Origin of the sequence: Marinobacter sp. P4B1 (genome assembly GCF_001447135.1) — a bacterium.
GTDB classification, from domain to species: Bacteria; Pseudomonadota; Gammaproteobacteria; order Pseudomonadales; family Oleiphilaceae; genus Marinobacter; species Marinobacter vinifirmus.
Window position 1 is genome coordinate 279,233 of the sequence record NZ_LLXM01000005.1, and the last position, 19,884, is coordinate 299,116.

The 19,884-nt window shown below is 56.6% G+C and carries 21 protein-coding genes; 3 read left to right on the forward strand and 18 right to left on the reverse strand.

All coding sequences use genetic code 11. The annotated features are described in order from the left end of the window. Positions 1–177 precede the first annotated feature (177 nt). Positions 178–1,062, forward strand: coding sequence for an EAL domain-containing protein (locus AQ621_RS03025; protein ID WP_058340205.1), 885 nt, complete (start codon positions 178–180; stop codon positions 1,060–1,062). On the opposite strand, the gene AQ621_RS17525 is transcribed toward AQ621_RS03025, so the two are convergent. From AQ621_RS17525 to AQ621_RS03110, 18 genes are all read right to left on the reverse strand, one after another. Continuing rightward, entirely contained in the window at positions 995–1,267 is a 273-nt protein-coding gene (locus AQ621_RS17525; RefSeq protein WP_145840237.1) for a hypothetical protein, read from the reverse strand. The two genes, AQ621_RS03025 and AQ621_RS17525, sit on opposite strands and share 68 nt — an antisense overlap. Positions 1,268–1,302: 35 nt before the next feature. Further along, on the reverse strand, positions 1,303–1,701 hold the full coding sequence (locus AQ621_RS03030) for a hypothetical protein (RefSeq protein ID WP_022989845.1): 399 nt from the start codon (positions 1,699–1,701) through the stop codon (positions 1,303–1,305). Between the two features lie 2 nt (positions 1,702–1,703). Then, the gene (locus AQ621_RS03035) at positions 1,704–2,078 is read right to left on the reverse strand and encodes an STAS domain-containing protein (protein ID WP_022989844.1); all 375 of its coding nucleotides are present in this window, start codon (positions 2,076–2,078) and stop codon (positions 1,704–1,706) included. After that, positions 2,069–2,497: an ATP-binding protein gene (locus AQ621_RS03040; protein ID WP_058340206.1), complete on the reverse strand. Its 429-nt coding sequence runs from the start codon at positions 2,495–2,497 to the stop codon at positions 2,069–2,071. The genes AQ621_RS03035 and AQ621_RS03040 overlap by 10 nt, the downstream gene beginning before the upstream one ends. 2 nt (positions 2,498–2,499) lie before the next feature. Continuing rightward, complete coding sequence (locus AQ621_RS03045; protein WP_082640873.1) at positions 2,500–4,821, reverse strand: GAF domain-containing SpoIIE family protein phosphatase; 2,322 nt, start codon at positions 4,819–4,821, stop codon at positions 2,500–2,502. A gap of 8 nt (positions 4,822–4,829) precedes the next feature. Then, positions 4,830–6,011, reverse strand: coding sequence for a peptidoglycan-binding domain-containing protein (locus tag AQ621_RS03050; RefSeq protein WP_145840238.1), 1,182 nt, complete (start codon positions 6,009–6,011; stop codon positions 4,830–4,832). Positions 6,012–6,137: 126 nt separating this feature from the next. After that, positions 6,138–7,853, reverse strand: coding sequence for a Tad domain-containing protein (locus AQ621_RS03055; protein WP_145840239.1), 1,716 nt, complete (start codon positions 7,851–7,853; stop codon positions 6,138–6,140). Continuing rightward, the gene (locus AQ621_RS03060) at positions 7,846–8,115 is read right to left on the reverse strand and encodes a hypothetical protein (protein WP_058340210.1); all 270 of its coding nucleotides are present in this window, start codon (positions 8,113–8,115) and stop codon (positions 7,846–7,848) included. The genes AQ621_RS03055 and AQ621_RS03060 overlap by 8 nt, the downstream gene beginning before the upstream one ends. Next, the gene (locus AQ621_RS03065; protein WP_058340211.1) at positions 8,112–8,822 is read right to left on the reverse strand and encodes a tetratricopeptide repeat protein; all 711 of its coding nucleotides are present in this window, start codon (positions 8,820–8,822) and stop codon (positions 8,112–8,114) included. The genes AQ621_RS03060 and AQ621_RS03065 overlap by 4 nt, the downstream gene beginning before the upstream one ends. 40 nt (positions 8,823–8,862) lie before the next feature. After that, complete coding sequence (locus tag AQ621_RS03070; RefSeq protein WP_058340212.1) at positions 8,863–9,735, reverse strand: type II secretion system F family protein; 873 nt, start codon at positions 9,733–9,735, stop codon at positions 8,863–8,865. Further along, positions 9,728–10,645: a type II secretion system F family protein gene (locus AQ621_RS03075; protein WP_058340213.1), complete on the reverse strand. Its 918-nt coding sequence runs from the start codon at positions 10,643–10,645 to the stop codon at positions 9,728–9,730. The genes AQ621_RS03070 and AQ621_RS03075 overlap by 8 nt, the downstream gene beginning before the upstream one ends. Then, a complete protein-coding gene (locus AQ621_RS03080; RefSeq protein ID WP_058340214.1) occupies positions 10,642–11,835 on the reverse strand; it encodes a TadA family conjugal transfer-associated ATPase in 1,194 nt (397 codons plus the stop codon). The genes AQ621_RS03075 and AQ621_RS03080 overlap by 4 nt, the downstream gene beginning before the upstream one ends. Positions 11,836–11,838: 3 nt before the next feature. Further along, positions 11,839–13,029 carry a CpaE/TadZ family protein gene (locus AQ621_RS03085; RefSeq protein ID WP_058340215.1) on the reverse strand — a complete coding sequence of 397 codons (1,191 nt, stop codon included), beginning with the start codon at positions 13,027–13,029 and terminating at the stop codon, positions 11,839–11,841. Between the two features lie 13 nt (positions 13,030–13,042). Continuing rightward, on the reverse strand, positions 13,043–14,221 hold the full coding sequence (locus tag AQ621_RS03090) for a type II and III secretion system protein family protein (protein WP_227508208.1): 1,179 nt from the start codon (positions 14,219–14,221) through the stop codon (positions 13,043–13,045). After that, on the reverse strand, positions 14,211–15,140 hold the full coding sequence (gene cpaB, locus AQ621_RS03095) for a Flp pilus assembly protein CpaB (protein ID WP_058340216.1): 930 nt from the start codon (positions 15,138–15,140) through the stop codon (positions 14,211–14,213). Before cpaB ends, AQ621_RS03090 begins: the two co-directional genes overlap by 11 nt. Before the next feature lie 67 nt (positions 15,141–15,207). Continuing rightward, positions 15,208–15,654: a TadE/TadG family type IV pilus assembly protein gene (locus tag AQ621_RS03100; RefSeq protein WP_158499521.1), complete on the reverse strand. Its 447-nt coding sequence runs from the start codon at positions 15,652–15,654 to the stop codon at positions 15,208–15,210. 118 nt (positions 15,655–15,772) lie between these two features. Then, complete coding sequence (locus AQ621_RS03105) at positions 15,773–15,967, reverse strand: hypothetical protein (protein WP_058340218.1); 195 nt, start codon at positions 15,965–15,967, stop codon at positions 15,773–15,775. 256 nt (positions 15,968–16,223) lie between these two features. After that, positions 16,224–17,600 carry a hypothetical protein gene (locus AQ621_RS03110; RefSeq protein WP_058340219.1) on the reverse strand — a complete coding sequence of 459 codons (1,377 nt, stop codon included), beginning with the start codon at positions 17,598–17,600 and terminating at the stop codon, positions 16,224–16,226. A 133-nt stretch (positions 17,601–17,733) separates the two neighbouring features. Between AQ621_RS03110 and AQ621_RS03115 the strand changes: the two genes are divergently transcribed. Together AQ621_RS03115 and AQ621_RS03120 are read left to right on the forward strand one after the other, a co-directional pair. Next, positions 17,734–18,351: a hypothetical protein gene (locus tag AQ621_RS03115; protein WP_058340220.1), complete on the forward strand. Its 618-nt coding sequence runs from the start codon at positions 17,734–17,736 to the stop codon at positions 18,349–18,351. Between the two features lie 332 nt (positions 18,352–18,683). After that, on the forward strand, positions 18,684–19,775 hold the full coding sequence (locus tag AQ621_RS03120; protein ID WP_058340221.1) for an OmpA family protein: 1,092 nt from the start codon (positions 18,684–18,686) through the stop codon (positions 19,773–19,775). Positions 19,776–19,884: the final 109 nt, after the last annotated feature.

A 19,884-nucleotide genomic window follows, 5' to 3' on the forward strand; every position in this document is an offset into this window, starting at 1 on the left:
TCACTCCAGGCCGGGGTCTGACCCCGATTTTTGATTAATATAGTATGACTACCTATATTTTTACCTTGACTCTAATGACAACAAGGACTGCCGCTACCGCCATTTGATGCAATCGACACTAAAGTATTATTCAGGCATGGAATATGTCATTCGATAATACATAACAAAGGCCGAATCATGACATCAGTCGCCAATTCAGAACCATCCGGGCAGGCACAGGCAGGTTTTCTTCGTGATGTAATCGATACCGAAGGGCTGGCACTGGTGTATCAGCCCAAGTTCTCCGTGGCGACCGGAGCGGCCTGCGGTGTAGAGGTGCTGGCCCGATGGCCCGGCCCGCGCAGCGCAAAACTCTGGCAACAGCCAGACCACTTTATTCGATGCGCAGAACAGCAGGGGCTTGCGCCGAAGCTGGATTGCCATGTGCTTTCAAAAGCCTTGGGGCAGATCAGCCAATGGCCGGCATGGTTGCGGCTCAACCTGGAGCCGGTATCGGTAAACGTGTCCGCCAGCAGCGTGGGGAACGAAGGTTTTCTGCGCTCGGTTAAGCGCATTCTGTCGTCTACCCTGCACCCGCGCATTATGTTCGAGCTCACCGAAACCGCCCCGCTGGATAATACCGAGCAGGCCATAAAAGCCTTCAAAGACCTTGCCCGCTACGGTGTTGAGGTGTCACTGGATGATTTTGGCCAGGGCCACAACCAGCCCTCAAGAATGGAGCTGTTTCAGGCCAGGGAACTGAAAATAGACAAGAAAGACACCGCCGGAATCGACAGTCATGCCGGCCGCCGACATGTTCAGGAGTTGATCGGGCTGGCGCGCAAGGCAGGGTTACGCGTTACCGCAGAAGGCGTGGAATGCCGTGAGCAATGGCAACTGCTCCAGGCTCTCGGTTGTGACTATGCCCAGGGATTCTGGTTATCGCCGCCCCTGCCATCCGCCGCAACCGTTGAGTTTGTGCAACAGCACTCTCCGGAAATACTGAAGCCCGGCGTCAGCTCTCCACTTTATGACCCGCGCCAGTTGTGGTCCGGGCTGGCGATGCGTCAGCACTACGGCTAGCCAACTGCTCGGCGCTGAATTCACTCAGCTCCAGGGTGCACTCAGCAAGGCGCGATACGTCAGCACGAAGTTCTGCGGGCATCGCGCCGGCCGTCTGCCCGGTTTTACGTCGCAGGCTGTCACCCACCACCAGGCGTATTTCCATACCGGCCTGGGCCATACCTTTTACGGTTTCCAGATACTGCTGATCATAGACTGTGGCCACATTATGTCTCCAGACAAATTCATTGACCGAACATATCAGGCCGGGTGCGACAACTTATTGACCATCGTCACATAGTCATCAAAGTATTGAACAGGAACCAGCCATTCTTTCTTTTTCGGTTTATCGCTTAGACTATTGGATTCCAACAGCCCCGACAACAGTATATATCCGTACTCTTTATAAAATTGCCGCACAGACACGGCATTGGCCCGGTCAGCCACGGATTGCCAGTCTGCATAAACCGCATACTCTTCGCCTTCCAGCGTAAAGCTCACCATCTGCGGCGAGTCTGTACCGAAGGATTCATTCAGGAACACCACGTCTTCCGGCGCGGCCTCTGTGTCCGGCAAGCCGTACAGGAACCATTCAATATTCGCGATTTGCTGTTCTTCATCACGCTGAATACCGAGCGACCCGTCCAGAATTATTGCCATGCCTACCCCTCGTCGCTTTCGCGCTGTTGAATCACTGCCAGATAGTCGTCCATTTCCTGGTGACTGGCGAATATCGACAGGTCCGGAATCATTTTTACAATCTCGAAGACTTTTTCCACACGGGGACTCATCTCCGTTACCAGTAGCTGGCCCTCCCGCGCCTTCATCTGCTTGAGCACCTTGAACACCACCCTCAAGCCGGCAGAACTGATAAAGGTCACCCCGGCCATGTTCAGGCCCACATAGGAAATCTGCGGGTGCACCATGTCTGCCAGTGTGGCTTCAAGCTCAGGTGCGGTATCGCTGTCTATTGACCCTGTCAGCATCAGGGCCAGCGCTTCGTCGCTTTCCTGGGCCACCTTGATGTTTAGCGGCATAACGAATGTTCCTTGTAGTTACTGCCAAGTTCCTTTCGGATAGTCAGGGTATTCACGCCCCGATGGTATGTGTGCTTTAGATCATCACTGAGTTCCGACATCAGATACAACCCCATACCGCCTTCCGGGCGCACGGCCGGGTGCCTGTAGCCCACAGGTAATGGCCGGGTTGGATCAAAAAAAGGGCCCGGGTATTCCACCACCATTTCCAGGTGGTCTTCGGCAGGGTTAAGGGTGATGGTCCAGGTGAGGTTCGGGTTATCAGGAAGCACGTGGGCCCGGAGGTTGGCGTAGATTTCGTCTATGATTACCTGGCAATCATGTACAACGCCAGCACCCACGTTATGCCTCTCAAACTCACCCGCCATGTTTACCAGCACATAACTGACGGGGTCTGCCGGATGAACGTTGAGTCTCATACCTAAAAGCCGTGATGGTTGATGGTCATTATCGTTATGTCATCTGACTGCTCGGCGCCCTCTGTAAATTCAGACAACTGCCCGCGCATATGGGCCAGAAAGCTGTCGCCCGAACCATCGGCCCTGTGGCCGAGGTTGAGCAACCGGTCTTCACCGAACTCTGAACCGTCCTTGTTGAAGGCCTCGGTTACACCATCCGAGTATAGTACAAGACTGCTGCCGTCCGGGATGTCCAGCGGTGCGGCGGTGAATGGCACATCGTCATAAAGGCCCAGCGGGGCACTCACTTCCCCTCGCCACAACAGCGGCAGACGGCCCCGAAATCGTTGAAGCGGTGCAGTATGGCCGGCACTCAGCATGTCCGCCTTACCCGAAGCCAGGTCCACCAGGACCAGCACCAGCGTTACAAACATGCAGGCATCATTGCCCCGGCACAGCTCCCGGTTAAGGCCCTCGGCAATATCCCGGAGGTTACCATCTTTACTACGGGCCAGAAAATTCAACAGGCTCACCGTTCTGGCCATAAACAGGGCCGCCGGCACACCCTTGTCGGACACATCCCCTACCGCCGCCAGCAACCGACCCTGGGGCAAGGCAATCAACTCATAGAAATCGCCGCCTACCGCCTTTGCAGGGCTGAGCCAGGCTTCAATGTTCCAGGCCCGAAACTGCTGCAGGTAAGAACCCGAACCCGGCACCATCGACATCTGGATATTCCTCGCCACATCCAGTTCACCCTCCAGCTTCTGCCGTGCCCGGCGCTCAGTATCGGCGGCATCAGACAGCCTGGTCATCAAACGGCGATTGATCAGACTGGTTTTGATAACCGAACCAATCACACTCAGGTATTCGATACTGGATTTCTTCACATACTGGTGGCGGGACTCCACCGTAAGAAGTCCCAACAAAGGGCCACGGGCGGCATCGCTATAGAGCGGCACCACCAGCACCGGCCTGGGCGGCCCGCTATGGCGGATACGGGCATACAGCTCATCCTGGGGAATGACATACTTAGGCTCCCGGCTGCGGAAGACACCTTCAAACCAGTCAACCGGCACCTGCAGTGTGCTGGCGCCCCCCTCTCCGGACTGCGGCCCCGCTGTTCCGGCCACAGGCACCAGAAGGTTCTCGTCCGGCTCTACCTGCCAGATATTCAGGGCACCAAGGCCATAGTGTGCCTGGATGCGACGAGCCACCTCCTGAAGGCCAGGGGCATAATCGTCGGCACGCACATTCACAATCTCGACACCGATTTCGCGAACGAAGCGCTCGTGGGCAGACGAAGCCTCCAACGCCAGCTTCCACTGCTCCCGCTCAATCCCCAGCCCCAACAAAGACACCACCGATGAGAACTGCTGGATGACCGCACTATCCGGTTTTCGGGGCGCCGAGCTGAACAGGGTGATCACCGCCTGCAGGTTTCCGTGCTGATCCTGCACCGGCTCAGACCACGCTGCGTCTACGTTGAGCTCCTGACAAAGCTGACTGTAGCCCTGCCACTGGTGGTCGCCAGAGATGGATTCCGTGGTCACCCTTGCGCGGGTATGGGCGGCCGAACCGATGGAGGTAGCACCGAAACGAGCCGGCACAGACGGTATCTGGGCACAGAACTCTTTGGCAAAACCGGAATTACCCTGGGAAACCAGAACGTCACGCTGCTCGTCGTAAAGGGAAACAATGCAGCGGGTACCGGGAATCTGAACTTCCAGCAACTTGGACGCGGCTTCAATAAGGCGATCCAGGGGGCGGCCGGCATTGATCCCGAACAGCGCCCGTTCACGCAGGTTGTCGGCAATGCTCTCCATCTTGCGATGGTGGATGTTCACTCCGGAAAACAACCGTGCCGGCTGCCCCGCAAAGATGGTATTGCCCACCTCGCAATCCAGCCAGAGACTCCCATCCGGCCCTGTGGCAAAACACCACTCCCGCCGGGCCATACCAAAATCCCGGGCGCCGGCCAGCCAATCTTCAAAATCCACCAGGCTGTGGGGGCCGGGCAACCAGGCATCCGGCTTGTTGAACAACCGCTCCATCAGCTGCTCTTCGGTCTGGCACCCGAAAACCTCCCTGGCGAGGCGGTTAGCGAAGAGAAGTTTCGGCCATTGGCGATCAAAAATCAGAATAACGGCAGGAAGCTGGTCAAGCTGTGCGCGGGAATCCTCCTGGGCGGAGGCGTATTGCCTGCGAAGGTCGTAGAACTCGTGCTGAAGCTCACGGTATCGGCGCTGATGCTTGCGTCTTTGCACCAGTGCCACAAGAAGCACTCCCCCTGCGAGGGCGGCCAAAAGGCCCGTCAGGGGTAAATACAGTGCTTCAGAAATCATGATAGCGCTCAGTCAAGAACGCCCAGGCGTTCGGCGGTCTCAATGGTTATAGCGCCAGAGGCGAGACCGTTATCCACCTGGTACAGGGTTAGTGCATCAATGGTATCCGGGCCCGGCAAGCCATCAATCTCGCCAACGTCGTAACCAAGATCCACCAGTGCTCCCTGCATTTCCCTGACCATGTCCCGGGTAAGGTTGCGGTCGCACACGGCTTGTCGGGCAACAATCCTCGGCTTACCTTCGTAGCGTTTCACGTTCATTTGCAGGGTTTCTGCAGGAATCGCAGTCTCCCGGGTTTGCGGCTGCTCCACCACTTCAGACACCTCAAAGGCTTCAATCTCATCATCCGTTTTCACCGGAATCACCTGCGCCGGCTGATCAACCACCCAACGGGTCACCGTTTTATATTCGGCAGGGATGACTTCGGTGCGGGTGGTCTCCGGCTTCACCAGCTTGGTGACGTTCACGGTCTTGGTTCGGGCAGGAATCTCTACCGCACAAAACCCGAAGGCCGGAGAGGCATTGCCGTAGGCCACCGCACCGGAAGTCCGGCAGGGCTCCAGTTCGGTTCGGGCGGCTTCCAGAACCACCTCTTCCTCAACCTCTTCATACACTGCAGGCTCAATCACCAGCCTGGTGGTTTCCGGCTTGACCAGCACTTCTTCGGTGACTTCCTTATAAGTGGCGGGCTTCACACGATAGGTTTTGGTGCCTTCCCGGGTTACCACCTTTTTGACGCCACGGCGGAACTCCGCAGGTGTCACATCCAGGCGCACCTCGGAATCCCGAACCTTAACCTGAACACTTTCCTGCACCGGACGGGGCTGGATCTGGGCGTAGACCCAGCACTGGCCCGGCTGAATATCGATTTCACCTGTCTCCGCCTGGGCAGACATCAACGCAGCAGGCGAAACGGATTGTCCGGCCTCCGCTTGTGAGTTGGACTGCGGTGGTTCAGGGCTGGGCTCGGCGACGGTTTCCGATGGAGCGGTTGCCGCCTTGACGCTCTCACGAGCCGGAGAAGCCTCTACGGCTTCCGGCTCCTGACGGGCGCTGGACGGTTTTGGCTCCGATTCGGAACCAACCTCATAAGCATAAACACCCGTCACTTTCTGCCCCGGTGCATCGGAACTTACCGCACAACCGGATGCAATCGCGGCAACCATCGGCAACCAAACTAATTTGCGCACTGCGCCCTGCCCTGTTTTCAGATTTGTGAAAGCTGGCTATGGCCAGCTTCTGGAATGTGGTGATTGTTTTGCGTTCGCAAGCATACCCAGTGTTGTGTGTAGCACGCAACGCGGGTTCTTACGGTTTTACATTTCTACATTTTCTATGAGTTGATGGCCGAGTTGGTCAGCGTCATAAACTCTGACTTCCATTGACCCAAGCCCTACCCCCAACAGATCAAGTAAAGGAAAGACTATGACTTTCAGAACCTGGTTAACCAAACCATCAATCACCGCCTGAAGCCCTTTAACCAGCCCCTCAAGCACTTTACCAAGTAACCCCGACAACCCATCAGTTGATAAATTTGAGACAGTAACCGTTATTTTCGGATCATCCCAACCAGGATCTTCAAAAACTGTCTCACATTCAGTATCTGAGCAGTGAAGATTTCGTGTTGCGCTAACAGGCACGGGGCTTCCTCCATCGCCCACATCAATGTCCAGCCCCAAATCGAGAAGCTTACCCCCAACGATAGACAACTTGACACCTTCGCCTTCCGGAGTGCCCACTGAGACTACGCTTCGCTGTAGACCAAGCTCAATTTCAACACTGTTCTCATCTCCCCTTGCGCAATTAGCCCCCATAAACTCTCCAAAACCATCACCAGCTTTGACGGCCAGAGGAACGGAGAGGTTCAAAAGGGATAGCCCGGCAATCTCCAGCTTGACGTCTAAATTCAGCGCAAGCTCAATATCGGACGCCCCTATGCTGGTAACCCACCGTAAATCGCCCTGATCATCCGATCCCTTACGGGCCGGACCAATAACAACAGGGGCAGGCTCATTAACTTTAATGCTCGCAGCCAAAGTAACGGGGCTGTTTTCTTTAAGGTACTTGTATGTTTCGGTGTCACTAGAAGCGCTTATCGCTTCGGCGATGCTCTCCGTATCAACACCGATATCGAGCAGGCCCGACTCACTCAATTGGGAGGCGCTGTTCATTACCACGCTAATCACGAAGTCATAGAGTGGGAAGCTTGCACTGCGAGCGGCGTCCTGATCGCCACTAACATGAAGCACATCTTTCAACTTGAGATTTTCCACCCCTGCAACATTGGTAATCCGGTCGACTACGCCCCCTATCTCGGACAGAGCACCGCCAGAGGCATCGACTATCCCATCAAGGGCTGTAATGAGAGGCTGATCCAACAGGGCTGTTACACTGGAGATACCGGTAACCTGGTCCAACAGCTCACCTACACTGAGCAATGCTCCTTCTAAACTTTCAAGATCGGTAGGATCGATACTGGCTCCACTACCGACCAGCACCGCATCCAACAAATTCCCCAACAAACCGTTGGACACCATTGCAGTTGATGAACTGGCACTCATAACCGCATACAGCTCCTTCCGAGAGGCTGCATTCACTGACAAAGAAACGGGGTCAAAAAAAGAACTCGGAAGCAACTTCGAAATCGGCTCTTCCCGGGTGTATCGAACAACAGCGGCGTTGGTTTGCTGGATATCCACCCTCTTCTCAAACTCGAGCACAGCCGAGTCCTCATCAGATGGAACCAATATCCCGGAAAAAACTTCCAACTCACTTTCGTCGCCAGAAAAACCCACCGCTTTGGCAGCCATCAGAGCTCGCGACTTCATCTCAGAAAAATCAGCATCCATACTACAAGCCTGCGAAGAATCCGCCGCCGCCGTAGCCGCCGCATTCACCACACGCTGCATGTCTGCCTTCACCGAATACAGGCGGGCAGCATCCATGGCCAGCACAGCGACTACGGCCAGTGCCACCATCAAAAACGGGGTCAGGAAAACCAGCACCCCGGATTGACGACGGATCTTATTCACTGGTGGACTCGCCAATCTTGTCCGGGATTGACTGCTCGAAAGACTTCGCCAGCCGCTCCTGGGTTTTGATGTAAATGGTGGAACTCAGCTCACCACCACGAGCAGGCCGCTGCGCCTGTTCGTCCATGGCTTTACGGGCTTCTGTCCGGTCATCCTGGTCAAAACTTACGCCCGCCAGCCCAAGATCATTATCCGGCGGGTTTGCCAGCGCGGACGTGGCAGCCAGCGCCAGTGCGCCAGCCAGGCAGGTCATGCGGATCATCGTGAACCTCCTGCAAAGCGTTTGGAGAATTCTTTACCGGCGGCAAGCAGCTGGTCACTCAACCCCAGGTCCTGCTGCAACCGGGCCAGGGAGCTGTTTCCGCCCTGAAGGTAATAAGCCGCTACCATGTTGCGGCCGGTGGTCTCGCTGCCGCCAGACAACTCGTAGGCCGTGCGCAGCTCGAACGCTGCCTGGCCATAGAAACCGGTCTGCATCAACACCACGCCAAAATCGTTGCGGATATCGGAGGAGGCCGGCGCCTTGGCCTTGGCGGTACCCAGTGCGGTCAGGGACTCTTCCAGCTTGTTGCCTTTCACATACACCACTCCAAGGCCATGATAGGCCTGTGCGCTGTCACAGCTTTCGGCGATCTGCTGGTAAACCTCTTCGGAATAGTCCAACTGCTCCACTTTGGCGAGCAGCTGGGCCCAACGCAACCAGTGATGCTGGGTCTGGAATGGCAACTCTTCCAGTCGGGCCAAGGCCGCGTAGTTTCTGGACCGTTCCATCATGGAATCGATCGCTTCCAGCTCTACCCGATGCTCTGGCGTCATGTTGGTCTTGCAGCTCACATAGAGCGGCGCTCCCTGATCCCGGTCTGCCCTGTCAGCGGAGCTGTCTGCCTCAGGTGTCATGGCGCAGCCGGACACCAGGGTCGCAACAAAAACCGCCATCGCTGGTAACCGGACAACTTTCTTGTACTTCATCTAACGCTCCTTACCGGAAAGCTTGGTGATCACTCGTCGATTACCGCTGCAGCGCATCCATAATGGAAAGCACTGCCGGCCCGCCAATCAGTATGAACAGTGACGGCAACATAAATACCATCATGATGATGGTCATCCTGGCGCCCACACGGTTGGTTTCTTCTTTCAGTTTGCTGCGTTCTTCGTGGTGGGCCTCGGTAATAATCTGTTCAAGGGCGCTGGACACCCCAGCCCCCAGGCTGCCGGCCTGCTTCAGAATGGTTACATAGTTACGCAGCACGGTGAGGTTGCGGTTGTGGCCCAGCTCATCCAGCGCCCGGGTTCGGTCTGCACCGCTTTCCATCACTCGATTAAACCGGTCAATACGGCGCACCAGTAATGGCATCAGGTCCCGGGCCTGGTGGGCAATCAGCTTCAGGGTCCGCTCCGGGCTGAGGCCCGCCTGCATCAGCATGCGGGTCATCTGGCACAGCTCGATGGCTTCACGGTTCTGCTGCTTTTCCGCCGTGCGGCCAGCCGCACGAATCAGCTGCCGTGAAATATAAAAGGCCAGCACAAACGCAATCAGTAAGGTCAGCAAGTCGCTGGTGATATAGCCAATCACCCCCACCACAACCGGAACCACCCAGCACATCAACACATAATGGCCCCGGGCCTGTAGCGGTGTTTTCCCAGTGGCATCCAGTGCCGGCTCCAGCTCTCGGAAATCCCCGGCAAACAGCGGTTTCTCTACCAGCCAGTACAGAAAACCTGCCAGCGGGGAATCCTCGCGGGCATCATCTGCCGACAGATGCCGGCGCTGTAACCGAGCCGTCACCCGCGCCCGCATGGCCCAGGCAGGCGCCCAGACCAGGGCATACAGCACAGACACCATGGCAAACACGATAGCCGCCGCAAACCAGAGGTTATCCACGGCCCACCCCCCGGATAAGGTTCCAGATCAACAGGGTGCCCAGTACCTGCAGCACACCGGCGGTTATCATCATGGTGTGGCCGGTACTGGTGTGCAGCAGCGCCACCGAGAACTCTTCGTTCATCAAAACGATGTAAGCCCCCATAGCAGGCGGCAAAATGGCGAAGACCACGGCCGTGAAACGGGTTTCTGACGTTGCTGCCATAAACTCCCGGCGCAGTTCCTGCCGTGCACGAATGGCCTTGGAGACTTCCTGAAGAACCGGGCGAACCGACGAGCCGAACCGGGCAGACGTGCGCAGGGCAATGGCAATCTGGGTAAACGGAGGAATACTGTACAACTCGGCGAAGTCGTCAAAGATGCGGGTGTAATCCCGGCCCTGGCTGACCGCGCCCCGCAAACGGAAGCTCAGGGGCTGGAAAACATCGGAGGCATCGGCAAAGGCCACCAGAAGGCTCTGCTCCAGTGAGCGACCGGCCACCAAAGAGCGAAGTACCGCATCCACAATACCCGGCAGCTCTTCGAAGATCTGCCGGCGAAGGCGCTCGAACTTCACCCGCCACAGGGTAACGCCGATCAGCACAACGGCCACCAGCGCTACCAGGGCTTCAATGGGCCCACGGTAGACATAAACACCAATCAGGGAGCCAAAGAAAAGTACCGCAACGACAACCACCCTGGTTACCGACATGCGGATACCGGCGCGAATCAGCAACTGCTCCAGCGGCCCGATATCGATACCGGCTTTCTTTTGGTCTTCTGTGACAATCTGCGGATAGAGCCGGTTCTTACTGAGCTTTTTCAGGTTGCGGTCATGGCGGACCTGGCCGATCACCAGCTGCAGCAGCATAACCACCACCGCAAGGGCGCCGAAGAACAGCGCTGCCAGCCAGATCACCTGAACACTCACAGCTGAGCTCCCGCCATGTCCTGGGCATCCAGTTCCTTGGCCCGGTACAGGGTTTCCATCTGGTACGGGTCATCGCGGGTAGGCGTCATGGCGACAACCTCACTCACCAGGCGCCGGCCATTTGGCAGGCGCGCAAGCTGCACAATCACATCCAGCGACGAACCGATAAGCCGGCCAATGGCCCGCTCACCGGCATCATAGCCATTCACCGCCAGCAGGGTTTCAATCCGGATCAGCGCGTCTTTCGAGGAGTTGGCGTGAATGGTACTCATGGAGCCTTCATGGCCGGTATTCATGGCCTGAAGCAGCTCGATAATTTCGCCGGAACGCACCTCGCCCACGATGACCCTGTCTGGCCGCATACGCAGAGCGTTGACCACCAGATCCCGGGCGGCCACTTTACCGGTTCCCTCCGCGTTTGCGGGCCGAGTTTCCAGCCGGACAATATGGGGGTGGTTAAGCTGCAGCTCGGCCGAGTCCTCAATGGTCACAATGCGTTCATCCTTGGGGATGAACTGGCTGAGCAGGTTCAGAATGGTGGTTTTACCGGTACCGGTACCACCACTGACCAGTAGGTTGCGGCGATTCTGGACAATCCCGGTAAGCAGCTCCAGGCATTCCCGGGTCATGGAACCCAGGTTGACCAGGTCGCTGGCAGTGAGGTGTTTCTGGGTAAACTTCCGGATGGAAATAGACGGGCCATCCAGGGCAATAGGCGGAATAATCGCATTCACCCGGGAGCCATCCGGCAAGCGGGCATCCACCATCGGGCTGCTTTCATCCAGGCGCCGGCCCAGCGGCGCCAGAACCCGGCGGATAATGCGCATGACGTGGTCGTCGTCGATGAAGCGGGTCTGGGCTTTTTGCAGTACCCCGGCCACTTCCACGAAGATACTGTTGGGCCCGTTCACCAGGATGTCGTTCACCTGCGGGTCGTCCAGCAGCGGTTCCAGCGGGCCAAAGCCGACAATCTCATCCAGGGTTTCCCGGGCCAGCATAGACTGATCCGAGGTAGCCAGGGGAATTCGCTGGCTTGCGACGTACTGGCCCACATTGGCCTGCACAAAATGCTCCAGCTGGGCTTTTTCAGCCAGCTCTACTTCGATGCCTTCTTCTTCCAGCCGCTCGATCAGATGACTGTGCACCTGCTTTTTCAGCTGCTGGTACTCTTCATCGATACGAGTAGCCACGGTTTACTCCTTGCCCGCCGCACGTTTTTTGAAGAAGCCGAGAGCACCGGCACCAGACGACTGCTCGCTGTACTGTCGCTTCGCAAACTCGGCAAGGCCTTTCTGGTAGGAAGAGCGCCGCAGCAAGGCCGACAGGGGCACCCCAGCGTTGATGGAGTCCAGCCGGTTGAGCCAGTCCAGGGGCAGTTTCAGGCTTGCCTGGGTGCCCATCCGTTTTTCCATATCGGCCAGCGCCAGCGTGGCTTTCTTGTCGAAGCCGTCGATCACCACGTTGGTCTGGCAATTGCTGCCCAGCAACTGGGCTGTGCCGGCCAGCATGGTCTCCACGTACTGCACATGCTCGACCATGGGATTGGCCACAATCATCAGCCGTGAAAGGTCAGCCCCGAGAATTTTCAGCCAATCTGCAGACTGGTGTTCCACTACCCGGATAATCAGGTGATCAAACAACTCAGCCAGCCGGGAGATCGCAATGAACAGGTCCGCTGCCGTGTCACCGGAGAGCTGGTCCGCCATAATCTGGCCAGACAACAGCCGGAGCCCCGGCCTGCATTCTTCCAGCGCGGTGTTAACGAAGGATTCGTCAATGGAATCCGTGCGGTTGACCAGGTCATTCAGCGACAACCGGCTGAGGCTGTCGAAGTAGAAAGCGTGATTCTCTGTGGCCATGGTGTCTACCGCCAGCACCCGCTGCTCCGGGTACAGGTCGTTCAGCTCGCTTGCCAGGTTCTGGGCAAAGAAACGGGTATCCACCACCGAAGACGCACCAACCACCAGGGTAATGCTTCGGCGTTTTTGCTCACCGTTTTGCTGGCGTTCGGCTGCCGCCTCATTGACCAGGCTCTGGACCCGTTCCCTCGCCCGGTCTGAATCCACGGCGGTGATCAGGCAATCCCGGGCACCTGCCCTCATTACCTGTAGCAGCGCATCCTGGGAAATATGCCGGGCGACCCCAACCAGGGTAACCCCCGGATTGGACTGGTGCAGCGCCGAAAACAGCTTTACGGCTTTTTCCGGGTCATCCTCGCTGATGGCCACCAGGGCCAGTTTGGCACCGCTTGCCGAAGCCAGCCGGCTTACCCGGGAAAGGTCAGAGGCGGAAACAAATTCCAGGCTCCATTCATCTTCCAGGACACGCTCAAGCCAGACACGCACTCCGACATCTTCAACAACGCAAATCAGGGTTTCACTCATGGTGTCGGGCTCCTTACCAGCTCAGGCCATGTTCCAGAGGTTCGGTTCCTTCTCTGGGGTTGATGACCATATCGCCCCACTCCGTGCTGCTGTACTCGTACTTCTTGCCAAAATTCTTCGCCGATTCCGGAAGCTCCCGCACGGCGCTGACCAGCCTGGGGGTAACCACCATGATGAGCTCGCGCTCTTCGTTGGAAATGCGGTCAGAGCGGAACAGTGCGCCCAGAATCGGGATGTTACCCAGCCCCGGCAGACGGTCGCTGTTGTTGAAGGTGCTGCGGCTAACCAGGCCACTGATGATAAAACTCTCACCCGGGGCCATGGACACCATGGTTTCTGTTCTGCGAACCCGAAGCCCGGGGACAGAGACTCCGCCGGAGGATACGCCGGAGGTGAAATCAAGGTCGCTCACTTCCGGCGCGACTTTCAGGATGATCTGGTTTTCGTCTACCACGGTGGGCGTCAAAGACAGGCTGACACCGAATTCCTTGTATTCGATTTCCACCTCGCCGTTATCACCGGAGATAGGCACGGGGAACTCACCGCCAGACAGGAAGGTTGCGTTCTGGCCGCTCAGGCTGACCAGCGATGGCTCGGCCAGGGTATAGGCGAAACCGCCGGATTCCAGGGCGTTGATGACGGTCAGCGAACTGGGGCCAAAGCTGAAAAGGTTAAAGCCCTCAGTTCCCAGCCCGGGAGCGCTTCCGGGGACGCCAGCAGGGCTGGTGAACCCGCCACCATTGGGAGACAGGCCAAACGCATTCTCCCCACCGTTAAGTAGTTTGGAGTAATGAAAGCCAAGGGTATTCAGTTCCTGGCGGTTTACTTCTACCACCCGGATGTCTGTTTGCACCTGCATCGGCACCGGCTGACGCTTACCCGCCATGGCCGACACCGCGTAGTCCGTCACCCGAGGGGTGTCATCACCCTTCAGCCATACACGGACCGTTGTTTCACCCGCTGCCTTCGCGGTTACCAACACCTCTTTTTCCGCACTGGCCTGAACGGACGCCACATCCGGGCTGGACACAGCTACTTTCTCCAGTTCTTTTGCAAACACCAGCACATGCTGTTGTCCGGGGCTGAGCGCAACCGGGGCTTCGTCCCGGGCATGGGCGGTGAAAGACAGCAACCCCGCCAGCATCAGACAAGCCAGCCCCCGAAGGGCCATTTTCGTTTTATCAGCGAACATAGACTGTCCTTGTGTCGGAACCTTCAAAGATCTGGACCTTCAGCCCGTTGTCTGTCTCTTTCTGCTTTTCCTGGCGCCGGGCTTTTTCCTCCGCTTCTTTTTTGGCTTTTGCTTCCGGAGAAAGAGGGCGAATGTCGGCCAGGAAGATGGCTTCCGGCTCTTGCGGTTTCTGATCAGCCTGGACGACCACTTCGGTTTCGCCGTCACCCTCCACAGGCTCCGCCATGGATACTCCGCGCCGGGTGGCAACAAAGCGCAGGTTTGCTTCCGCAGACGCAAGGGCGAGGCGGTTCACTTCGGCTTCCGGCACTGCCAACACCATGGTGCTGTTACGCCGACGGTCATCGTCATCAGCCCCGCCTGATGGATCGGTGGTTCCGCGCATAGCCAGCACTTCGACTTCCCGCAGCAACACGGTGCTCAGGGCACTATCTGCGGAGTTGCCCTTGAACGTGGCTACCACATCAACAAGGTCGCCTGGGCGCAACAGGCCACCGATGCCAGACAAGGGGTTCAGGTCAAAGGCCACGGCACGGATGCCTTCCGGCAGCTCGCGCTGCAGAATGCTGGCGTCTTCCATGGCGTAATCGGTCAGCGGGGCACCCGCTTTGAGAGGATTGGGGATAGCTTCGCCGAAGGTCGCTGAGTCTTTAGCGAGGGCGCCCTGCAGCTCAACCGTGGTGGTTATTTCAGAGAACAACTCCGGCTTCAGCTCGGTGCCGGCTTCGATATCCTCTTTAGCGAACAGGTAGGTGAATGTCGGCTTTTCCGGCTCCTTCTCGCCGGCCGGCTCAGACCGGGCAACCTGACCGGTTGCCGATGATGAGGTAGCTGCAGGCTGATCGTTGTACCTGACCAACCCCACAACCGCCAGAATGATCGCCACCAGAGCCAGCAGAAGGGCTGGCAGGGTGGACACGAGCCTTGTCCTCATTTTTTGTATTCCCGTCCGTGTTTATTTGGAGCACTGCAGGCAGTAAACGCCGTCAGAAGGTCACGGCCGCTACTGCTTTCAAACATTTTGGCTGCGGCGGAAAATCTCCGAGCGGGCCGATACTGAGCTGGGGCAAGAACGGTGAGCCGGTGTCGGCCTCGTCTGATCCGCAACTCTCAGGATCAACGCTTCCGGCTACCAAAGTGCACTTCAGCATCACCATATCGGCATTGCCACCGTCTGGTGCACAGGTTTGAGTTGTTAGCTTTGTCCGAATGCGCTCGGGCAAACTAGCTACCATCCTATCGAGCACATCCTTGCTGTGAGTTACCACCTTGTCGCTGTATGTTGAGAAGTTGCGGCGATCCAGTGAATAGACCGCTGAGGAAGCCATGTCTACGGCTCGCTGCATTTGGACTTTATGAAAGAACAGGATGCCGTAGACCAGACCTGCGTATAGCAAAGCTATTAGCAACGGAAAAACCAATAGAAATTCCAAACTAATAACACCTAGCACAGATCGCCGGAGCATTCTTTTAACTCCCGTCCATCACGAAAAGGGCTAGTGGAGAACTCCGCCCACTGACTCCTAGCAAAGCTACGCCCCCTACTCACTATTACTCCAAGAATGTTTTTAGATCGGTGATCCAACCACTCAATAAGCTATCTTCGCCATCCAAAAGCGTGAAAACAGCAATAACAATACCGACAACCACCGCAGCAAGAACCAAATACTCAATAGCTGACGCCCCCTTTTGCTTCTTAGGCGTAGCATTCCTAATCCGAGCAACTGCTGCTTTATCAAGTTTCATAACTGATCACCTCTGGCTTACTGTTGTTGATTGAACTTCAAACCACCAAGCGACAAAGTCGCCGCTTAACATCGATCAAGTTATCCAATATTGACCTGGATCATCTTTATACCCTGATGGTATCTACTTATTGCAACCTGGACAGCCCCAAGGGTGCAAAATCTTGTAAAGAAACGTGAACCGTTCTTCATCTGTTGTCGTACAGGGCCAGCCCAGCAACACGACTGACACACGCTGTTACACAAACCTGCATCTTCTAACTACATGAAACTGAAGGGTTCCACCGCCCGTCACGCCAGAATTCCCTGGAATCCAGCCCTCTGGCTTTCAGCTCGTCTTCCACACATTCCCGCAACTGACTGTAAATCGGCTGGCCCCGACGCTTCTGTTCGGCGTAAATAGTGGCCAGGCGACGGGCAAAGAAGGGACTCGAGTGCTGGTCTGCCGCAAACTCGTAGCTCATCACCCGGGAGGCGCCAAACATCGGGCCCAGCTGGCTGGTGCGGAAGGCGGGATCGTCCTGCTGAATAGTTTGCAGGATGCTTTCGCCACTGGGTGGTGCAGGAATAATGTGGCGGATGTCGTCCGGGTAACGGAACAGGTAACGGACCAGCAGGGCTGAGGGTGCGTCGATGCGCTGCCGGGCGCGCTGGCGGAAACGGTAAAAAGCTTTCACCTGCAGCCCCAGCGCCCAGAACGCCTCGGCACTGGTCAGCCCGAAGCTTTCCCGGAAAATACTGAACAGGCTGTCTTCACAGCCGAGAATCGGTTGCGTGGCCCGGTCGTAGTTCTGGAGATCTGCCGGCTCTACGTTCTTCCGGTTGGTCCAGTTGCCTTTAAGCAAGACCTTGTCCGGGTCCAGATCCCGTGACAACGCTTCATCCCGCAGCACGTTCAGGTAGCATTCGTTGAACCAGGTGCGCCACTGCCTGAGCAGCTCGGCACTGAATTCCTCGAAAACCACATCCGGCATCCAGTCGGTCAGCGAGTCACGGGCTCTCAGCAACTGCCAGCCGGCATCGTGCTTCAGGCTTTGCAAGACATAGTCCGGCACTTTTTTGGCGGCCTGCTGCACTTTTGCCAGGCACAGCTCCCGGAACATTTCCCCCAGCCGGCCGACAATCAACAACTGCAAACGGACAACCGGCAAGCTGGTGGATTCCGCCTCGGCCAGCATTTTGTAGGACGACACGTAGGAGCGACCAAACAGCGGCGCGTAACCCTGCTTGCCGACCATCTTGCCATTGCTGCCCGTGCCGGGCATCAGCGGAGCAATCAGTTCGAACATCTCGGCATTACCCGGGCGCATGGTCAGCGGCGCGTATTCCGGGTGTTTCAGAAGAAGGCGTACCAGGATGGCCTGGTTGGGGCGAATCGTCGCGGCGACCGCATCGTCCTGTTCGTCATCCGGATCCGGCGTTTCGGCAGCGCCCGCGGGGGCACCGGCCTTTTTCAGGCGGCCCAGGCGGTTTACCGGCACGTTCAGCAACATGGCAAGGTCAAGGTCCCGGACTTCCCCATCACCAACTACACTTTCGAGAACCAGTTTAAGGTTCATCAGCGTATTACCACTGATCGGTGCCGAGGGATGGGTCAGCTCACTCCGGGATTGCCGGCTTCTGGATTGCTGCATGTACAGTACCTGTATGGTATAGGGTATGTTTTTCCAAAAATGTGTACGATGTTAACATAACCAATTATTGAGTCTGGCAATATTGCCGTAGCGCCGTGTGGGGCGCACTGAACTGTCACAAGGATTCACTAACGTGTCTGTTATCGGGGCCAAAACGTTCTTCTTTTTTGAGGGTGATTCCCAGCCCGACACACATATTATTTGCAGGCCAGACTACTTCCAGCAAGACGGCTTCCGGCTGCCGGCCAGTGGCGTTACCCTGCTGTACGGCCACAAAGGCCCCGGCAGCCTGATTGGCGCTGCGGTCCGCCAGAGCGCCAGTTCTGGCGCCGGGGTCTGCTTTGCCGACGTTAAAATCGATATCGGCGAGTGGGATGCCAACAAACAGAAGCTGGATAATTTTGGCCACTGCCGGTTCCTGAACCTGCCCCAGCGGGCTAACCGGGAAGTGCTGGATGATATAAACCAGCACTGGAATCGCTGGCTGGATGAAGAAGGCGCCCCCAACGAAGACTTCCCCCGCAAAGCCTCCAACCGGATGGACCTGCTGGACAAGCTGGTTGCCCTGCCGCCCTACAACGAGCTGAACGCCATCGCCTACGATGTGCAAACCCGCTTTGGTGCTGCCAAATTCCTCACCGTGTTCAACATGGACGCCATTCGTACCGACGAAACCACCGTGATTCCGCCTGGCACTAACGTCATGTTCCAGACACCGGGAGCCGAATGTCCTGATATGGCATCGCTATAGCCACCCTATCCATTCGCGAGCACTAGTTCTGATACCCAGTTCCGGGTGTAAGCCTCTCGCCGGAAAGCCGGTTGAACCGCCGCCGGTAGCGGGTTACTTCCCCGCATTCAAAACAACCGACCACAGAATGATCATGCTAGCGTTAACAGTGAGCAGGAGAGCTTTCATGGCGCTCCTCAGTAGCTACCCTATCAAACTGGCCGCGAATCCATAAAGACCGGCTTGACACGATAAACCAACACTTAACAAAAATATCATATGTATAGTACTATACCTTCCGAATCAGATTTGAAATGACAAGCAATGTCAGTAGACTACAAGGAATTTCAGCCATGCCGGATTTTAAGTCTGTAGTGCTCACCGCAGCACTTACCCTACCTTCGTTGGCGCTAGCCTCGCAGGATTTCCCCCAGCGATACAGCACTCTGGGTCTTGAAACCAGCTATCTTGACTCTGGTAACTCCGAGAACAAGTCCAGCTCGGTGGGTGATCTGTCCAATTACTGGTCGCTGGGCGTTAACTTCACACACCAGTTTAACCCAAATGTCAGCATGCTCTTGCAGGGCGGCTATGCCGAGCCAGAAACCCGTAATACAAAGGTCGACACCGAGCTATGGCGAGGAATGTTGGGCGGCCGATTGCACCCCACGCACTATCGGCTTGGTGGCTGGCGCCCCTTTGCCGGCGCAGGCTATACCTACCAGAACATAGACGCCGGTTTTACTTCCAAAAATGAAGACCTGATATACGCCGAAGGGGGTCTGCAGAAAATGATCGCCCCACGCTTCCTGGCGGAGGCTGGCGCAAGGGGCATGCTGGAAGTTGAAGACGAATTTTTTGACGCCCAGCTCTTTGCTGGCGTTCATTATATGTTCGGGCGGAAGTTCCGGAAAGCTCCTTCCAGCCGGGAGGCGCTTGACTTGTCACAGATTTCCACACCGCCAGCAGACTCGGATGGCGACGGTGTACCAGACTATCGCGACAAGTGCCCGAATACACCAACCGGGGCTCTGGTTGACGATGACGGCTGTGCTAAAGAGCTAACGAGGGACATAAAAGAAACTCTTTATGTTGAATTTGAGCACGACAAGACCATGGTGCGCCCTGAATACTTCGACGATATTGGCAAGCTTGCCACCATCTTACGGCAGTACCCTACATCGCGTATTCTGCTCGAAGGCCACACAGACAGCACTGGGCCAGCTTCATACAACCAGCGGCTGTCAAAAAGCCGGGCAGGCGCAGTGATGAAAGTTCTGGTTGACGAGTACATGATCAACCCGGACCGTATTCGCACGACAGGGATGGGCGAATCACAGCCAATCGCAAGCAACCAAACAGAAGCTGGCCGGGCCCAGAATCGCCGGGTTGAGGCAATAGTTTCCGGGCAGTACTCCGAAATCATAAAGAAGGATCAGGACTGACCCGTTCAGGATCGTGCCGCCCGACCGGGCGGCACTCAAACATGATCCAGTGATAGCCAGGTTCAAGGCGCGATCTTGCTAATCACCACATTAAATATCTACAAACTTG